The organism is Agrobacterium albertimagni AOL15, from assembly GCF_000300855.1.
Taxonomy (GTDB): Bacteria; Pseudomonadota; Alphaproteobacteria; order Rhizobiales; family Rhizobiaceae; genus Allorhizobium; species Allorhizobium albertimagni.
In genome coordinates this window covers 24,178-41,637 of the sequence record NZ_ALJF01000003.1, presented here as the reverse complement: position 1 = coordinate 41,637, position 17,460 = coordinate 24,178, and the positions used below count along the sequence as shown (strand labels likewise).

Sequence of the window (17,460 nt, the reverse complement as noted above, 5' to 3'; positions counted from 1 at the left end):
CTCCTCCCCGAGCGGCCGCCTCTCAACTGTTTCGCAGGCGACCTTCCAGGAGGTCAAGCACGGAGCGGGCGGCATCCATGACATTCGTGCCGGGGCCGAAGACGGCGGAGACGCCATGCTCAAGCAGAAAGTCATAATCCTGGCGCGGAATGACCCCGCCGACGACCACGATCACGTCGTTTGCGGCCTTCGCCTTCAGCGCCTCGACCAGCTGTGGGGCCAGCGTCTTGTGGCCGGCGGCAAGCGACGACAAACCGACGACATGGACCTTGTTGGCGACGGCGAGATCGGCCGCTTCATCCGGCGTCTGGAAGAGGGGCCCTGCCACGACATCGAAGCCAATATCGCCGAAGGCCGACGCAATGACCTTGGCGCCGCGATCATGGCCATCCTGGCCGAGCTTGGCGATCAGGATGCGCGGCTTGGAGGCGGCCTTGCCGTAATCCTTCAAGCGTGTCGACAGGGTCTCCATTTCCGGATCGCCCTCATAGGCCTTGCCGTAGATGTCGTGCACCACTTCTGGCGTCGCTGCATGGTCGCCGAAAACGGAGCGCATGGCATCCGAGATCTCGCCGACCGTGGCGCGGGCGCGGGCGGCCTCGACGGCGGCTTCCAAGATGTTGCCTTGACCGCTCTCGGCGACCTCGGTCAGCCGGGCGAGCGTTTCGCTCACCCGCTTCGGGTCGCGCTGGCGGCGCGTCTGCTCGATGCGCTTGATCTGCGAAAGGCGTACAGCGGTGTTGTCGATCTGCAAAATGTCGATCGGCTCTTCGTTTTCGAGGCGGTACTTGTTGACGCCGACGATGACCTCCTCGGCGCGGTCGACGGCGGCCTGGCGGCGGGTGGCAGCTTCCTCGATCAGGCGCTTCGGCAGGCCGTCGTCGACGGCCTTGGTCATACCGCCCAGCTGCTCGATCTCCTCGATCAGGGCCCAGGCTTTTTCCGCCATCTCGTTGGTCAGGCTCTCGACATAGTAGGAGCCGGCCAGCGGATCGACGACCTTGGTCACGCCCGTCTCGTGCTGCAGGATCAGCTGGGTGTTGCGGGCAATGCGGGCGGAGAACTCCGTCGGCAGCGCAATTGCCTCGTCGAAGGAATTTGTGTGCAGCGACTGCGTGCCGCCGAGCACGGCGGACATGGCTTCAAACGCGGTGCGGACGATGTTGTTATAGGGGTCCTGTTCGGCCAGCGACACGCCCGAAGTCTGGCAATGGGTGCGCAGCATCAGGGAGGACGCCTTCTTCGGCTCGAATTCCTGCATGATGCGGGTCCAGAGCAGGCGGGCGGCGCGCAACTTTGCCGCCTCCATGAAGAAGTTCATGCCGATGGCGAAGAAGAAGGACAGGCGGCCAGCGAAGGCGTCGACATCAAGGCCCTTGGCGATTGCCGCGCGGACATATTCGCGCCCGTCGGCCAGCGTGAAGGCGAGCTCTTGCACAAGCGTCGCACCGGCCTCCTGCATGTGGTAGCCGGAGATCGAGATCGAGTTGAACTTCGGCATCTCCTTCGCGGTGTATTCGATGATATCGGCGATGATCCGCATCGAGGGTTCGGGCGGGTAAATATAGGTGTTGCGGACCATGAACTCCTTGAGGATGTCGTTCTGGATGGTGCCCGACAGCTTGTCGCGCGAGACACCCTGTTCTTCGCCGGTGACGATGAAATTGGCCAGAATCGGGATGACGGCGCCATTCATGGTCATCGAGACGGAGATATCCTCAAGCGGAATGCCGTCGAACAGGATCTTCATGTCCTCGACACTGTCGATCGCCACACCCGCCTTGCCGACATCGCCCTCAACGCGCGGATGATCGGAATCGTAGCCGCGGTGGGTGGCGAGATCGAAGGCGACGGAGACGCCCTGCTGGCCGGCGGCAAGCGCCTTGCGGTAAAAGGCATTGCTCTCCTCCGCCGTCGAGAAGCCGGCATATTGCCTGATCGTCCAGGGCCGTCCGGCATACATGGTGGCGCGGGGACCACGGGTAAACGGCGCAAAACCCGGCAGGCTGTCGAGATGGTCGATCCCTGCGATGTCGTCCGCTGTATAGAGAGGCTTCACCGGAATCCCCTCCGGCGTGTTCCAGACGAGGCTGTCAGCCGGACGCTTCAATTCCTTCTCGGCAAGCGCCTGCCAGTCGGCGATGGTTTTCTTGGTCATCGATGCGGTCCTTTCGCGAAGGCTGCGCGGTTCGGCTGTGCGCCGAGGGAGGTCTGTTTGACGGAATTTGGGGTCCGGGCTATTCTTTGAAGCTCAACCGGAGCGCCTTGCCATGACCGTGAAAGCCTCTGTCTCGCTCTCGCCGCAGCAGGAAGAATTCGCCCGCAAGCTGGTCGAGGATGGCCATTTCCCAAGCCTCGCGGCTGTCGTCGAGCGTGGGCTGGATCTGGTGCGAGAAGAGACTGAGATGCGGGAAGAGGATCAGGAGGCGTTGCGGGCGCTGCTTCTGCGTCGCATGGAAGGGCCGTTTCTCTCGGAAGAAGAAAGCCGGGTGCAGATTGAAGAGATGATTGCACGCAAGAAGGCCGAGTATGGCCTATGAGATCAGGCGTACCAAAGACAGCATCCAGGATCTCGATGCCATCTGCGACCACCTTGTAAGCACCTACCTTGGTTTCGGCGACGAATTGCAGGTTGCCTATGAGCGGGCGGGGAAGCGGGTTCGCGGAATAACGGCAGACATGTTTGCGCTGGCCGCGTATCCACATCAGGGCACGCTGCATGCCGGCCTTGGCTTCGGTCTTCGACACTTCACGAAGAACAACGCGGTCATCTATTTTCGCATCGACGAAACTGCCAAAGTTGTTCACGTCCTTGCCGTCTTCTTCGGCGGGCAGGACCATCAGAGGCATATGCTGAAGCGGCTGTCTTAGGCGGTTTTGCATCGTGTGCCGGCGTACCGCGCGGATACCCCCCTCTGATCTGCTGGCGTTCGGCATTGTAATCGATTTGCTGGATCGATTGCCCGGCTTCGCCGACCATGCTTCACCCCCCCCAAGGGGGGAGAGCGGAGTGGGGCCGAACTTCCGCCAGGCATTTACGGTCGAGTTCGTGGGGTGGGCACAACGCCAGCGGCCACTCTCCCCCCTTGTGGGGGAGATGTCGGCGTAGCCGATAGAGGGGGTTATTGCCGCCACGGACGTCACCCCTCAAACTCCATGATCAGCTCATCCACCGCGAGGCTCTGGCTCGGCTTGACGACGATCTTCTTCACGGTGCCGCGGCGTTCGGCCTTGAGGATGTTCTCCATCTTCATCGCCTCGACAGTGGCCAGTGCCTGGCCGGCTTCGACGGTCTCGCCTTCCTTCACGGCTACCCCAGTGATCACGCCCGGCATGGGGCAGAGCAGCATTTTCGACGTATCCGGCGGCAGTTTTTCCGGCATCAGTTTGGCAAGCGCCGCGACACGCGGAGAGCGGACGCGGGCGGTGATGTCCATACCGCGCCAGCGGAGGCGGATGGCGGGACCTTTGAGGTCGACTTTGAGCGCGATTGTGTCGCCGCCGATGTCGACATGAGCGAGTGTCTGACCTGGCTGCCAGTCGGTGGCAACAACAAGCTCGTTGCCGGCCTCGAAGGCGACACGCGTGTTGCCGGTGCCTTCGGTGACGGTCAGCCCGTGGTCGCTACCGGCGAGATTGACGACCCAGTCCTTGCCGAGTTTTCGCGCATGGTTGCCGATGGTGCCGGAGATCTGGATCGCGCGTGCCTGTAGGCGGTGGTTGATGACGGCGGCGATGGCGGCGAGCATTTCGGCGGATACGGCATCCGGGATGACACCGGTGAAACCGTCCTTGAACTCCTCGGCGATATAGGCCGTGGTGATCTTGCCGGAGCGGAAACGCTCCTGGTTCATGACAGCCGAGAGGAAGGGCAGGTTGTGGCCGATGCCTTCGACTTCGAAGCTGTCGAGCGCCTCCGACATCGCGTCGATGGCGGTGAGGCGCTCAGGTGCCCATGTGCAGAGCTTGGCAATCATCGGGTCGTAATACATCGAGATCTCACCGCCCTCGAAGACGCCGGTGTCGTTCCGAATAACGGTGCCGTCTGCCGTCGTTCCCTCAGCCGGCGGGCGGTAACGGGTGAGGCGGCCGATCGAGGGCAGGAAGTTGCGATAGGGGTCTTCGGCATAAAGCCGGCTTTCGATCGCCCAGCCGTTGAGCTTCACATCGTCCTGGCCGAAGCTGAGTTTCTCGCCGGCAGCGACACGGATCATCTGCTCGACGAGATCAAGGCCGGTCACCAGCTCGGTGACGGGATGCTCGACCTGCAGGCGGGTGTTCATCTCGAGGAAGTAGAACTTGTTTTGCTTGCCATCGACGATGAATTCGACGGTGCCGGCCGAGTGATAGCCGACGGCCTTGGCGAGTGCCACGGCCTGTTCGCCCATGGCCTTGCGGGTGGCGGCGTCTAGGAAGGGCGAGGGGGCCTCTTCGATGACCTTCTGGTTTCGCCGCTGGATCGAGCATTCGCGCTCGCCGAGATAGAGCGTGTTGCCATGCTTGTCGCCGAGCACCTGGATTTCGATATGACGCGGTTCGGTGACGAATTTCTCGATGAAGATGCGATCGTCGCCGAAGGAATTCTTCGCCTCGTTCTTCGAGGACTGGAAGCCTTCGCGGGCCTCTTCCGCATTCCAGGCAATGCGCATGCCCTTGCCGCCGCCGCCGGCGGAAGCCTTGATCATCACGGGATAACCGATCTGATCGGAGATTTTCACCGCCTCGTCGGCATCGGCGATCAGGCCCATATGGCCGGGCACGGTCGAAACACCGGCTTCAGCCGCCAACTTCTTCGAGGTGATCTTGTCGCCCATGGCCTGGATCGCATTCACCGGCGGGCCGATGAAGGTCACGTCCGCCTTTTCCAGCGCTTCGGCAAAGGCAGCGTTTTCCGAGAGGAAGCCATAGCCGGGATGGACTGCATCGGCGCCTGTCTGCCTGATGGCATCGAGGATCTTGTCGATGACGATATAGGACTGGTTCGACGGGGCCGGGCCGATATGCACGGCCTCATCGGCCATCTCCACATGCAGCGCGTTGCGATCGGCATCGGAATAGACGGCGACCGTCTTGATGCCGAGCTTCTTGGCGGTCTTGATGACCCGGCAGGCAATTTCGCCCCGGTTGGCGATGAGGATTTTCTTGATCATGGCGTTTACTCGGCAGCTTGAGCGGGCAGGATGGCGCCGGGAGCGGCACCTCCGATGATGAGCGCCTTGGCGCTGATATATTCGTCGATGTCTTCCCAGCCGACGGCGTCACCGAAGGGGAGGATTTCACCCTTGGCACGCTGCTCGGGAGAGGCCTTGGCGAGGCGCGGATACCACCAGAGCGGCGCCACGATCCTGCGCCCATCCATCATGTCGAAGATGATGCTGTCGTCCGTGACATCCACGGAGCGGACTTGCAGTTGCCCCTCATCAATGTCCAAAGTGGTCATTCCACGCCTCCTCCCGGCCCCAAATTCCGCTGCCCGCTATTCCCTGACCTTCTTCTTCAAGCCCTTGGCCACGCTCTGCTCGCTCGTCACCTCGCCGAAGGCTTCCGGAAAGTTCTTCCGCGCCAGCGGCTCGTTGATCTTCAGCTTGGCGAAGTAGGATTGCGGATCGAAGCCGCGTTCGGCAGCGATCACTTCGCGGCCGAACAGGCGGCAGAGGCGTTCGCCGTCGAGATTGCCGCGCTCGAAGGGTTCCGTGCCGAAGAACTGCCAGAGCGCCTGCATGAAGCCGAGGTCGGCGAGTGCCACCGTCTGGTCCATTGTGCGGTGGCGCGGCCAGTTGGTGAGCGGCGTCACCTTCGGGTTCGGCCGACGGATCGTGTATTGCCATTGCGTTCCGGGCAGTCCCAAGGGGAAGCCCTGATGTTTCGGCATGAGCGGATCTTTTGCCATGACGTTACACCTCAAACACGTCTTCGAAGGATTCGGGGAAGCTCTTGCGGGCGACGCGCTCGTTTATGACAAGCATTTCGTCATAGGACTGAGGGTCGAAGTCCTTGTTCACGGCCACGACCTCGCGGCCGAACAAGAGGCTGAGGCGGGCTGCATCGAGATTGCCGCGCACGAATGGTTCTGCCCCGAACTGGTGCCAGAGCGCATGCAGAAAGGCGGCGTCGATCCGGTGCTCTTTCGTGCCTGGCCGCGCTTTTCGCGGCAGGGTCTTGATCGGGGTAACGCCCTTGTCATTGGCGCGGCGGATGGTGAACTGCACACCGGTCCCCGGCATGCCGGAGGGAAAACCACGATGTTTGATCATGTCGGGCGCTTTGGACATACCGCTCTCCCTCACGCCTGATCGGCCAGTTTATCCTGCGTCTTCGTCAAGAAGTCGGAGGCATCGTGGCGTTCATGCAGCTGTTCGGAAAGCGGGCCATTGGTCTTGTTGACGATCGCGCCACGCTGCACACCCGGGCGGGCTGCGAGCTGCTTCGTCCAACGCTGGACGTGTTCGTATTCGTCGACCGAGAGGAAGGTGCCGGCATCGTCATAGGCGCCGTGCAGGGCGAGACGACCATACCAGGGCCAGATCGCCATGTCGGCAATCGTGTATTCGCTGCCGGCCATGAACTCGTTGTTGGCGAGGTGACGGTTCAGCACATCCATCTGGCGCTTCACCTCCATGGCGTAGCGGTCGATGGCATATTGGATCTTCATCGGCGCGTAAGTGTAGAAGTGGCCAAAACCGCCGCCGAGGAAGGGGGCGGAGCCCATCTGCCAGAACAGCCAGTTCAGCGTCTCGGCGCGGGCGCGGGTTTCCGTCGGCAGGAAGGCGCCGAACTTCTCCGCCAAATAGGTCATGATCGAGGCACTCTCGAACAGCCGGATCGGCGCGCCGCCGTCCTTCGGCTGATGGTCCATCAAGGCCGGGATCTTGGAATTCGGATTGACCTCAACGAAACCGGAGGAGAACTGGTCGCCCTTGCCGATATTGATCAGCCAGGCATCGTATTCCGCGCCTTCGTGGCCAGCTGCGAGCAGCTCCTCGAGAAGGATCGTCACTTTCTGGCCGTTCGGCGTGCCGAGCGAATAAAGCTGCAGCGGATGCTTGCCGACCGGGCGTTCCTTCTCATGCGTCGCGCCCGCGATCGGACGGTTGATATTGGCAAAGGCGCCGCCATTGCCGGGCTCCCAGGTCCAGACCTTCGGCGGCTGATAGCCGGCGGGCAGGTTCTTCTCGGGCGGGAATTTTGTCTCGGTCATGAAATCGGGTCCTTGTCAGTGGGCGCGCGAACGGCGCGGTCAGGTTCTATATAGGCGATGATGGTGCTTCGCCTCAGCCCCTTTTTCTGTCGTTCGTCAGTCTTCCACTTTACTCCGCAGCTTCTGCCGGCGGCTTGGCACCCGGATATTTTCTGCCTTGGAGCATCCCGTCGATGCTAAGATCTTCATCGAGATCTGGCCAATGCAGGCCCGAGGGCGACAGCTCGATCTGGTTTCGCGCATCCGAGCTTGCCTCGAGCAGTGGCGGATACCACCAAAGCGGCGTCGACAGCTTCAGTCCATTCGCGAGCACGACAATCAGTTCGCTGTCGCTGCACTTGGCCTCGACCGGCTCGAACTCTTCCCAGTTCTCATCCGAAATAACGGTTCCAGGCATCAACGAACTCCTTCTGATGTTCATTCACGACATCGACGATGGCGTTGACCTCGTGATCCGGTACCCGTCTATTATACGCCACGCGCACGGGATCGAGCCACAGTTTCAGTTCCTTGCGATCCTTGCGGACATGGACGTGTGGCGGTTCGCCCCGATCGAGGCTAAAAAACAGAAATTTCCAGCCCTTCCATTCAAAGATCGTCGGCATCTCGCCTTCCTTACAACGGGATCGTGTCGTGCTTCTTCCAATGCGTTCCCACCTGCTTGTTCCTGAGGCTCGCAAAAGCCTTGGCAATCCGGCGGCGCGAGGAATGCGGCATGATCACCTCATCAATGAAGCCCCGTTCGGCCGCCTTGAAGGGGTTGGCGAAGTTGACTTCGTATTCCCTGGTCCGGGCCGCGATCTTCTCGGCATCGCCGAGTTCCGAGCGGTAGAGGATCTCGGTGGCACCCTTGGCGCCCATGACGGCGATTTCGGCGGTCGGCCAGGCATAGTTGATGTCGGCGCCGATATGCTTGGAGGCCATCACATCATAGGCGCCGCCATAGGCCTTGCGGGTGATCAGCGTGACCATCGGCACGGTTGCCTGGCTGTAGGCGAAGAGGAGTTTTGCGCCATGCTTGATGACGCCGCCATATTCCTGGGCGGTGCCGGGAAGGAAGCCGGGCACGTCGACGAGCGTCAGGATTGGGATCGAGAAGGCATCGCAGAAGCGGACGAAGCGGGCGGCCTTGCGCGATGAATCGATATCCAGGCAGCCGGCGAGCACCATGGGCTGGTTGGCGACGACGCCGACGGTCTGGCCTTCCATGCGGATAAAGCCGGTGATGATGTTCTTGGCAAAAGCTTCCTGGATCTCGAAGAAATCGCCTTCGTCGGCCAGCGCGTAGATCAGCTCCTTCATGTCATAGGGCTTGTTGGAGCTGTCCGGGATCAGCGTGTCCAGCCGCATCTCGATGCGCGAGGGATCGTCGTGGAAGGGACGGACGGGTGGCTTTTCGCGATTGTTCAAGGGCAGGAAATCGAAGAGCAGCCGGACCTGTTCCAGCGCTTCCACGTCGTTCTCATAGGCGCCGTCGGCGACGGAGGACTTCTTCGTATGGGTCGAGGCGCCGCCGAGCTCTTCCGCCGTGACGATCTCGTTGGTCACGGTCTTCACCACGTCGGGGCCGGTGACGAACATGTAGGATGAATCGCGCACCATGAAGATGAAATCGGTCATGGCGGGCGAATAGACTGCGCCGCCGGCGCAGGGGCCCATGATCACGGAGATCTGCGGGATGACGCCTGATGCATCGACATTGCGCTTGAAGACATCGGCGTAACCGGCAAGCGAGGCGACACCTTCCTGGATGCGGGCGCCGCCGGAGTCGTTGAGGCCGATCACGGGGGCGCCGACCTTGATCGCCATGTCCATGATCTTGCAGATCTTCTGGGCATGGGTTTCCGACAGCGAGCCGCCGAGCACGGTGAAATCCTGGGAGAAGACATAGACCTGGCGGCCGTTGATCGTGCCCCAGCCGGTGACGACGCCATCGCCCGGCACCTTTTGTTCGGCCATGCCGAAATCCACGCAGCGGTGGGTGACATACATGTCGTATTCTTCAAACGAGCCTTCGTCGAGCAGGACCTCGATGCGCTCTCGGGCGGTCAGCTTGCCCTTGCCGTGCTGGGCGGCAATGCGCTTTTCGCCGCCGCCGAGGCGGGCCTCGTCGCGACGGGCTTCGAGCTGGTCCAGGATCGTCAGCATATGTCCTCCCGAATGGTCTTTTGGCTTCAGAGCCTTGATGTGACACCTATTCCACTGTGCCGCAGAAGAAAACGGTTGAACAGGTGCATCTGTGGATTTATGAATTTGCAAAGTGAAAATTGCGAATTTGCGAAATGGCCATCGGGAAACTCTTCATCGGCCGCAAGGTCCGCGACATCCGCCAGGCGAATGGGGCAACCCAGGCGCAGTTTGCCGATATGGTCGGCATTTCCACCAGCTATCTCAACCAGATCGAAAACAACCAGCGCCCGGTCTCGGCCTCGGTGCTTTTGTCGCTGGCGGAAAAATTCGGCATTGACATCACCGAGCTGTCCTCCGGCCAGAATGACCGGCTGATGTCGGCGTTGACGGAAGCGCTCTCCGATCCGCTGTTCGAGACCTATTCGCCGAGCCTGCAGGAGCTGAAGCTCGTCACCCAGAACGCGCCGGGTTTTGCCCATGCGCTGATCGCCGCGCATCAGGCCTACCGGCGCGGCAACGAACAGCTGGCAAGCCTCGACGACCGGCTGGGGGCGGCGCCCAGCCAGGAGGTGACGCCCTATGACGAGGTGCGCGACTTCTTCCATTTCGTCGACAATTACATCCACGATCTCGACCTCGCCGCCGAGCAACTGGCGACAGAGCTGAAACTCGGGGAGGGGGAGAATTACGCGGCACTTTCAGGCCATCTCGAAGCGAAACACGGCGTGCGCGTGGTGCGCGGCGAGGCGGGCGACGAGGCGATCCGCCGCTTCGATCCTGTCGGACGCATCCTGACCGTCAGCCGCTATGCCTCTGCCCCCACCCGTGATTTCCAGATTGCCATCCAGATCGCCCAGCTGGCAGCGCCCAAGAAGATCGACCAGGTGCTGAAACATGCGAATTTCCGCAGCGAAGAGGCGGTCGAGATCTGTCGCATGGGCCTCTACAACTATTTTGCCGGCGCGCTGATCCTGCCCTATCGCAGCTTCCTCACCGCCGCCCGCGACCTCCGCCACGACATCGAACTGCTCGCCGCCCGTTTCGAGGCTTCGCTCGAACAGGTCTGTCACCGTCTCTCGACCTTGCAGAGGCCGGGCCTCAAGGGCGTACCGATCTTCTTTGCCCGCATCGACCGGGCCGGCAATATCACCAAGCGGCATAGCGCCGCCCGCCTGCAATTTGCCCGCTTCGGGGCGGCCTGTCCGCTGTGGAACGCCCATCAGGCCTTCGAGACGCCGGGCCGGATCATCCGCCAGACGGCGGAAACGCCTGATGGCGTGCGCTATCTCTGCATCGCGACGCAAGTGTCAAAAGGCTCCGCCGGCTTCCGCGCCGCCAATCCGCGTTATGCCTTGGCGCTCGGCTGCGAGATCTCCTATGCCGGCGCCTTCGTCTATGCCGACGACCTCGACCTCTCCAACCGCGGCGCCTTCGACCCCATCGGCATCTCCTGCCGCATCTGCGAGCGCGTCAAATGCACCAGCCGCGCCGTGCCACCGCTGAAACGCAAGCTGGTGGTGGATCATCGGGTGCGGAACCCGATGCCGTATGAGATCGAGTGAGGGGATCTCGACACTTGGGATCCAGGCACACCGGCGGCTGCATTCGACCTTAGCGGACACTGGCCGCCGAGCTTTTTAATTCTGTTCTGCGCCGGACAAGGCATTTGCAAGCGCATCGACAGCTCTTCTCCCGAGCTCATCGCTAGGGCGTTTCAACGCTGCCAGCCGTCTCTGTGCTGTATCTATTCCTAAGAAATCCTCGATTGTGTCTAGCCGTATGGAATCCACTCTTCGTGAAACGAAGTCGCCCATCGTGTGACTGGTTCCCGTGGTCATTAGCCGTTTCAATATGGTGACAAAGGCCTCATCCGTTTTGACGGCGTCTTGAACCCAGTTTCGTGGTTCTTCCAAATTGTTGGTGTAGTCTCTCCAGCGATAAAGCAATGAGCCGAGGTCTGAGTCTTCGAGGAGATTGTCTGGCATCGCTGCGCGCTCTCGGATTTGCCGAACCCATTCAGCTTTCATCTCCTCAACTGTCTCCTTCTCAAGCTTAGGTTCGATACGTGAACCTTCCTCTTGCGACTCTGGGTCATTGAGATGGATGATCGTTGCGGCGACAGACAATGCTTTGGTCGATCGGAACGCCGCGAGTGTAAGCGCTCCTCGCTCGTCTCTGGGGAGCCTATCAATGTACCAGCTTATAGCTCGCCAAGCGGAGGTCCACGGCGACCCAAACGGGGTCGCACTATGGTCGACAAGCTTCTGAGCGACTTCAAACATTGCTGGTAAAAGTGTGGACGCCGTTGCGGTCGGAAGTGTTGCGACGCAATCATCAAACCTCGATGCAAGAGAACCTAGCAATTCTCGATTTTCGATATCTTTGATCGCCTCGCTCAAAAGTTGTACGTCTCCTGAGACATTAAGAAGGTCCGAAAACTCGTTTTCCGATATTTCACCTTGTGGGGTTTGCAGTTCGAAGTAGCGGGGAAAATATCTGGTCGTGCAAACGCGCTTGGCCGAGTTCCAAGAAGTTAGCCAGTCATTCCCGTAGTGCGCCCCACCAAAGGCCCACTCGGTTTTTGGAAATAGCTGCTTTATTGCTGCTTCGGCATGCGACTGTCGTTGAGGATCAAGCAATGCTATTTGTTCATTAATTCGGCTACGGTTGTCATCATCCGCACGATCATTTCGGAAGCGCCCGCTTTGGAGAAAAAGATCCCGGTTTCGGAAAATGGCGGAATGCAGATCCGGTTCGAAGACCCTCAATGCTTCGAGAACAAGAAAGTCGACAACATTGACTTCCATCACCTGTCGACCCGCATGAAGTGGAAGGTGAATGGCAACAGACGAGATGTACCGTCGCGCGTCGCGTAAGTTTTCTACATAGGGTTGGATCGCGCCAACTAACGCGTTCCCCCACCGGACGACCTCAAATCCGTTTTCGGCGACCGCGTAGGTCCCCATCAGCCGGTCTAGGTCCTTTGTCATTATTGAATGGACCACCGACTTTGAAACAGCCGGCAAGTCGAAATTAGCCTGAACGATCTTTTTGAGAAATTCGCGCCCTTGCCCATTTGCAATAGGATCGAGCGCACGTTCGACGATGCTCGGTTGAAATAGTAGCACGAACACGATGTTCGGAAGATTCGCGTTCACCTTTATCTGTCGGATGAGCGATCGAATTTGCTCTGGTTCAAGCCTATCGATGTCATCAACGAAGATCACGAGCGGCTTTTCCGAACTTCGCAAACTGGCCTCAAGATCAGCCCGGATCTTGTCGAGGGGCTCGGCCCATCGATCTTTTCCAAAGTAAAACAGCAACCATCCGACGACCGGAAGCGCAATACTTGCACCGGTTAGCCATCTAGCGACCGTTGCTGCCTCGGGCAATGACCATCCAATAGACGTCGCCAACGTCACAACCGATGCATTCGCCAGCACGAGAGTGATGAGAGGCGCGTTCGCGCCGAGCTTCTTCACCGAACCTGCGCTACCAGTGAGCGTTGAGCCGTAACGTCGGAACATTGCGGCGCGCTTTCCCGCTTTCGATGAAAGTGCTCCACCAATTTTATCCGCGATTTGCTGAAACAGAGCTTTGGCAATAGCCTCTCCGTCACCCCACTGCCATGGATTGAAATCCATCCAATCAGCCGAGCCTTTGCGGATAGCGAGTTGCTCTATGACGAGGTTTTTGAGTGACGTTTTCCCGGCGCCCCATTGACCTCGAACCGCAAAAACGCGGCCTTCCTCCAAAGTCAGTTCAGACAGAATAGTCGCGATGCGTTCCGCGAAACTGACACGGCGAAGTAAGTCTTGATCTGACGCCTTGATCGGTACATCAGCTCCAATTTCGGTGGGAGCAATTTGTTTTGGTGGTGCCCTTTTTTGCGTCAGAAAGCGAAAGAAGGCAGAGAACACCATATGATGCCATCCAAGTTTGATTGGGAGATTCAAGGTCTTCTCTATTGGATCCCGTGGCAGATCACCATAGTTTTGCAGCGTCCGCAAAGTCTCTACTGCCGCAAAGTGGTATATCCAGGACGGCTCATAGCAGTACGCGATTGGCACTTTTGGTTGCGGCCAGTCGCTAATTCTAGGCATCTCCCACCCTACCCAAACAACCGCTCATCCCGTGCCACAAAAAACGCCTCGACACTCTCAGGCTTCACGCCCTCCAGCGTCGCCGGGGACCATTTCGGGTTCCTGTCCTTGTCGATGATCGCCGCGCGGATGCCTTCATAGAAGTCGGGGACTTTCAACACCTGCAAGGTGCCGGCGAATTCGCGTTCGAGGCAGGTTTCAAGAACCTTGGAGCGGCGGGCCTCGCGCAGCATCTTGAGCGTCACCTTGAGGCTGGTCGGCGATTTCGCGCTGATGGCGATGAGCGTTCTGGCGGCGAGGTCGGACTGTTCCTTTTCGAGAGCGGCGATGATCTCCTCCACCGTGTCGAAGGCAAAGCAGCGGTCGATCATCTCGCGGCCTTCGGAGAAAATGCCTTTCGGGCCGTCTACCGTGTAGTCGCGGATCGTCGAGGCGATCGACTGGCCGAGCGCCAGGGCGGGCAGGGCGGCGATTCGTTCCAAGAGTTCGGCCACCCGGTCCTGCGGCACATACCAGTCGGCAAAGCCTGCGGTGATGGCGTCGGCGCCGTTGATAGCTTTGCCTGATAGCCCCATCCAGGTGCCGAGTTCGCCGGAGGCGCGGGAAAGGAGCCAGGTCGCGCCGATATCGGGGAAGAAGCCGATGCCGGTTTCGGGCATTGCGAGTTTCGTGGTTTCGGTGACGATGCGGTGGCTGCCGTGGCTGGAGACGCCGACGCCGCCGCCCATGGTGATGCCGTCCATCACGACGACATAGGGCTTCTTGAAACGGGCGATGCGGGCGTTCAGGCGGTATTCGGCCTTGAGGAATTCGGAAGCCTTGCCGTCGCCGGCCTTGCCACTTTCATAGAACATCCTGATGTCGCCGCCGGCGCAGAGACCGCGTTCGCCCTCGCCGGTGACGAGGACTGCGGCGACTTGCGGGTCTGCCTCGAACATGTCGAGTGCCTTGCCGAAGTCGAGTACCATGGCGTGGCTGAGGCTGTTCAGGACACGTGGCCGGTTGAGGGCAATCAGGCCGAGTGCGCCCTTTTTTGCCGTCAGGATTTCCTCGCCCTGATAGTCCGCCTCCAGATACCGCATGCCGTCCTCCCATGTGTCTTTTGAGAGAGTTAGATATGCGTCGCGGCGAAAGGGCAAGGGGTGGGTTGTTGCATAGGGAACTCACCCCCCTCTGCCCTGCCGGGCATCTCCCCCACACGGGGGGAGACTGGCTGAACCGCCGGCCCGTTCGCATTCCGTTGGCGTCGCAAAGGGATCGGCAACCGCGGCGCTCCGCTCTCCCCCCTTGTGGGGGAGATGTCACGCAGTGACAGAGGGGGGTATCCCTACGCGATAGCCATTGCCAGACTTGCCAGGATCAGCCAACAAGATTGCGCGGCGTGCCGGCGAAAAACAGCTCGATATTCTCGATCAACTGGTCGGCCAGCGCCTGGATTGCCTCGCGGCTCGCCCAGGCGACATGTGGGGTGAGGATAACGTTTTCGCGTGACGCAATCCGCATCATCGGGCTGTCGGCGGCGGGTGGTTCGCCATCGGTCACGTCGAAACCGGCGCCTGAGATCTGGCCGGCGTCGAGGGCCTGCTCAAGTGCGTGTTCGTCGACGAGGCCGCCGCGGCCGGTATTGATCAGAAGCGGCTTTCTCTCCATCAAGGCGAATTCTCTGATACCGATCACGCCGCGCGTTTCCGGTGTCAGCGGGCAGTGGAGGGTGATCACGTCGGCCCGTTTCAGGACCTCATCGAAAGCGGTCTGGCCGGGTTTGATGTCGGTTGCGTCGCGACGACCGGCGGCGAGCACCCTCATGCCGAAGGCCTCCGCGATCTTTCCGACCGACTGGCCAAGCGTGCCGTGGCCGATGATGCCGAGCGTCGAGCCGCCGAGATCGGCGATGGGATAGTCGAAATAGCAGAATTGCGCGGCCTGCTGCCAGCGTCCCTCGATCACCGACTGGCGATAGGGCAGGATCGAGCGGCGCAGCGCGAGCATCAGGGCGAAGGTGTGTTCGGGCACCGTGTTCTTGGCGTAGTTCCTGATATTGCAGACGGCGATGCCTCGCGCCTTGGCTTCCGCGAGATCGACGATATCGGTGCCGGTGGCGGAGACGGCGATCAGCTTCAGCTTCGCGGCGCCGGCGACTGCTTCGGCACGGACCGGGGCCTTGTTGGTGATGACAACGTCTGCGTCACGGATGCGCTCGGCCACTTCGTGCGGGGCGGTGCGGGCATGGACCACCATTTCATGCGGCACGGAGGGCGCACGGACCACGGTTTCCGGCGACAGCGTGTCCCGGTCGAGAAAGACGATGCGGATCATGGCGGACCTCCCTGCATTGTCATCGACCTAGCCGAGCGGCTTTCGGCCAGCAAGGCAGGTCAGTGGTAATCCGGTACGCCGGGCATGGTGATGAAGCCCGGAAGTGCCCGGAAACGGCGCAGCCAGCGGCGAAGGGCCGGGTATTCGTCATGGTCGATGCCGCAGTCGCGCGAGAGCGCAAAGCTTGGCAGGAGGGCGAGATCGGCCAGCGTCGGGCCAGCGCCGACGAACCAGTCCGAACCATCGATCTGCCGCAGCGTCATGTGGTCTTCCATGATGCGGAAGGCTTTGCGGGCGGCGCTGAGGTCGCCGTCGCTGGCGCCCTCTGAGGTAAAGAGAGCGGCCTCACGGGCGTCGACGGCGGGCTTGAGTTCGCGACCGGAGAAGCCGAGCCATTGCTGGACGCGTCCGAAGTCTGCGGCATCGGCGGGTAGCCAATCACTGTCCGGCGCATGGGCGCGGACGAGGTAGGCGAGGATGGCAGCGGTGCCGAAGAGCCTGACATCGCCGTCTTCGAGGATCGGCAGCGTGCCGGTCGGGTTGAGTGCCAGCATATGCGGCTTTTCCTGCTCGCGGCCCGGTACCTTGTCGACGGCGACGGTCTCGAAGGAGAGGCCGAGCATGGAGAGGAGAAGGCGGACGCGAAAGCCGTTTTCGTCGAGGTGGTAGTCGTAGAGCCTGATCATCACGCCGCCTCCGTCGTCTGGGCTTCGAGCCGGTTGCGCAGGTCGATTGCCCAGAGCGCGAGGTCGCGGCGGATGGCTGCGGAGGTGTTTCCGGTCACCGTGATGTGCAAGGCCGTCCGGCCGGCGTCGCGGGGTTGGGCTGCGATCAGGACGGTCACGTCGTTACCTTGGAAGGTAACCAAGCCAGTCCCACTCTCGACCGGACGATAGCCCTCGGGTGGGGCTGCCGTCACCGCCAGCAGAGCCGCGTTCGTCGACAGATCGAGAAAGAGGCTGCGGACGACCTCAGCCGTTTCGGGAAGCGTCGAGAGCTCAGCCGGATCGGTGCCTTCCGGTGCCATCCAGACGATGCCGGCCCGTTCGGTTGCGGCAAAGGTCGGGACCTTGATCGTCTGGGGCACTTCCAGATCGGGGTGTGCCGGGATGTAGCGACACTGGCCGCCCGTGTCGTAGCGCCAGCCGTGGTAGAGGCAGGCGATGTGGTCGCCGCGCACGAAGCCGAAGCTCATGCGCATGCCGCGATGCGGACAGCGGTCTTCCCAGACATGGATCGCGCCCTTGTCGTCACGCCAGACGACGCGCTCCTCGCCATTGACGAGCGTTCCGGCGGAGGTCCCAGCTTCGATATCGGCGGAGAGGGCAACGGGGATCCAAGGGGATGCTGATGTCATGATGCGGCCTTTGCGGGCAGGTCTTCGTCGGTTTGAAATCTTGATACGTCAAGCACGATGCTGTCATAGGGGCCGAGGCTGACCGCCATTTCGAAGGCGTCGATCAGGGCCTCCGGGCCTGACAGGGTCAGGCGACAGCGATCCCTGTCACAGGAGGCAATCGTCAGGCCGAGTGACAGGCGGGCCGCGCGATGTTCCGCAAATGCGACAAAACCCTGCGGCTCCAGCCTTCCGGAAAAGGTGAAGCCGACGGTCATTTGGTCGGCTTTTGCCGTCATCGGATGGGGATCAGTGTTGCCTTGCAATTGTGCGCGCTCTAATTTTTGGGCAATCTAGCTGGCGACGAGATGGGGGTT

Annotated in this window: 18 protein-coding genes; 3 read left to right on the top strand and 15 right to left on the bottom strand. The window is 60.9% G+C overall.

Annotated features, from left to right (window positions below; genetic code table 11):
• Positions 1–22 precede the first annotated feature (22 nt).
• Entirely contained in the window at positions 23–2,158 is a 2,136-nt protein-coding gene (scpA, locus tag QWE_RS03425; protein ID WP_006724680.1) for a methylmalonyl-CoA mutase, read from the bottom strand.
• Positions 2,159–2,270: 112 nt separating this feature from the next.
• Between scpA and QWE_RS03420 the strand changes: the two genes are divergently transcribed.
• Positions 2,271–2,540 carry a ribbon-helix-helix domain-containing protein gene (locus QWE_RS03420; RefSeq protein WP_006724679.1) on the top strand — a complete coding sequence of 90 codons (270 nt, stop codon included), beginning with the start codon at positions 2,271–2,273 and terminating at the stop codon, positions 2,538–2,540.
• A complete protein-coding gene (locus QWE_RS03415; protein WP_006724678.1) occupies positions 2,530–2,871 on the top strand; it encodes a type II toxin-antitoxin system RelE/ParE family toxin in 342 nt (113 codons plus the stop codon). Before QWE_RS03420 ends, QWE_RS03415 begins: the two co-directional genes overlap by 11 nt.
• 269 nt (positions 2,872–3,140) lie before the next feature.
• Here the strand turns inward: QWE_RS03415 and QWE_RS03410 are convergent, their stop codons facing one another.
• From QWE_RS03410 to QWE_RS03375, 8 genes are all read right to left on the bottom strand, one after another.
• The gene (locus QWE_RS03410) at positions 3,141–5,150 is read right to left on the bottom strand and encodes an acetyl-CoA carboxylase biotin carboxylase subunit (protein WP_006724677.1); all 2,010 of its coding nucleotides are present in this window, start codon (positions 5,148–5,150) and stop codon (positions 3,141–3,143) included.
• A gap of 5 nt (positions 5,151–5,155) precedes the next feature.
• Positions 5,156–5,440, bottom strand: coding sequence for a DUF2442 domain-containing protein (locus QWE_RS03405; RefSeq protein WP_006724676.1), 285 nt, complete (start codon positions 5,438–5,440; stop codon positions 5,156–5,158).
• A gap of 36 nt (positions 5,441–5,476) precedes the next feature.
• Complete coding sequence (locus QWE_RS03400; protein WP_006724675.1) at positions 5,477–5,890, bottom strand: hypothetical protein; 414 nt, start codon at positions 5,888–5,890, stop codon at positions 5,477–5,479.
• 4 nt (positions 5,891–5,894) lie between these two features.
• Positions 5,895–6,272 (bottom strand): hypothetical protein, encoded by a 378-nt coding sequence (locus QWE_RS03395; RefSeq protein WP_006724674.1) that lies wholly within the window; start codon positions 6,270–6,272, stop codon positions 5,895–5,897.
• 11 nt (positions 6,273–6,283) lie between these two features.
• The gene (gene yghU / locus QWE_RS03390) at positions 6,284–7,198 is read right to left on the bottom strand and encodes a glutathione-dependent disulfide-bond oxidoreductase (RefSeq protein WP_006724673.1); all 915 of its coding nucleotides are present in this window, start codon (positions 7,196–7,198) and stop codon (positions 6,284–6,286) included.
• Between the two features lie 109 nt (positions 7,199–7,307).
• The gene (locus tag QWE_RS03385) at positions 7,308–7,595 is read right to left on the bottom strand and encodes a DUF2442 domain-containing protein (RefSeq protein WP_006724672.1); all 288 of its coding nucleotides are present in this window, start codon (positions 7,593–7,595) and stop codon (positions 7,308–7,310) included.
• On the bottom strand, positions 7,570–7,803 hold the full coding sequence (locus tag QWE_RS03380; RefSeq protein WP_006724671.1) for a DUF4160 domain-containing protein: 234 nt from the start codon (positions 7,801–7,803) through the stop codon (positions 7,570–7,572). Before QWE_RS03380 ends, QWE_RS03385 begins: the two co-directional genes overlap by 26 nt.
• Before the next feature lie 10 nt (positions 7,804–7,813).
• Positions 7,814–9,346, bottom strand: coding sequence for an acyl-CoA carboxylase subunit beta (locus tag QWE_RS03375; RefSeq protein WP_006724670.1), 1,533 nt, complete (start codon positions 9,344–9,346; stop codon positions 7,814–7,816).
• A gap of 134 nt (positions 9,347–9,480) precedes the next feature.
• Between QWE_RS03375 and QWE_RS03370 the strand changes: the two genes are divergently transcribed.
• Positions 9,481–10,890 carry a helix-turn-helix domain-containing protein gene (locus QWE_RS03370; RefSeq protein WP_006724669.1) on the top strand — a complete coding sequence of 470 codons (1,410 nt, stop codon included), beginning with the start codon at positions 9,481–9,483 and terminating at the stop codon, positions 10,888–10,890.
• A gap of 75 nt (positions 10,891–10,965) precedes the next feature.
• Here QWE_RS03370 and QWE_RS03365 read toward each other — a convergent pair whose 3' ends face one another.
• The 6 genes from QWE_RS03365 to QWE_RS03340 form a co-directional block, all read right to left on the bottom strand.
• Complete coding sequence (locus tag QWE_RS03365; RefSeq protein ID WP_006724668.1) at positions 10,966–13,251, bottom strand: KAP family P-loop NTPase fold protein; 2,286 nt, start codon at positions 13,249–13,251, stop codon at positions 10,966–10,968.
• Positions 13,252–13,439: 188 nt separating this feature from the next.
• Positions 13,440–14,513, bottom strand: a complete 1,074-nt coding sequence (locus QWE_RS03360) for an enoyl-CoA hydratase/isomerase family protein (RefSeq protein ID WP_006724667.1) — start codon at positions 14,511–14,513, stop codon at positions 13,440–13,442.
• A 277-nt stretch (positions 14,514–14,790) separates the two neighbouring features.
• Positions 14,791–15,747: a D-2-hydroxyacid dehydrogenase gene (locus QWE_RS03355; RefSeq protein WP_006724666.1), complete on the bottom strand. Its 957-nt coding sequence runs from the start codon at positions 15,745–15,747 to the stop codon at positions 14,791–14,793.
• Positions 15,748–15,806: 59 nt separating this feature from the next.
• Complete coding sequence (locus tag QWE_RS03350; protein WP_006724665.1) at positions 15,807–16,433, bottom strand: glutathione S-transferase family protein; 627 nt, start codon at positions 16,431–16,433, stop codon at positions 15,807–15,809.
• Positions 16,433–17,104: a Rieske (2Fe-2S) protein gene (locus QWE_RS03345; RefSeq protein WP_006724664.1), complete on the bottom strand. Its 672-nt coding sequence runs from the start codon at positions 17,102–17,104 to the stop codon at positions 16,433–16,435. Before QWE_RS03345 ends, QWE_RS03350 begins: the two co-directional genes overlap by 1 nt.
• Positions 17,101–17,361: a hypothetical protein gene (locus QWE_RS03340; protein ID WP_052018063.1), complete on the bottom strand. Its 261-nt coding sequence runs from the start codon at positions 17,359–17,361 to the stop codon at positions 17,101–17,103. Before QWE_RS03340 ends, QWE_RS03345 begins: the two co-directional genes overlap by 4 nt.
• Positions 17,362–17,460 lie beyond the last annotated feature (99 nt).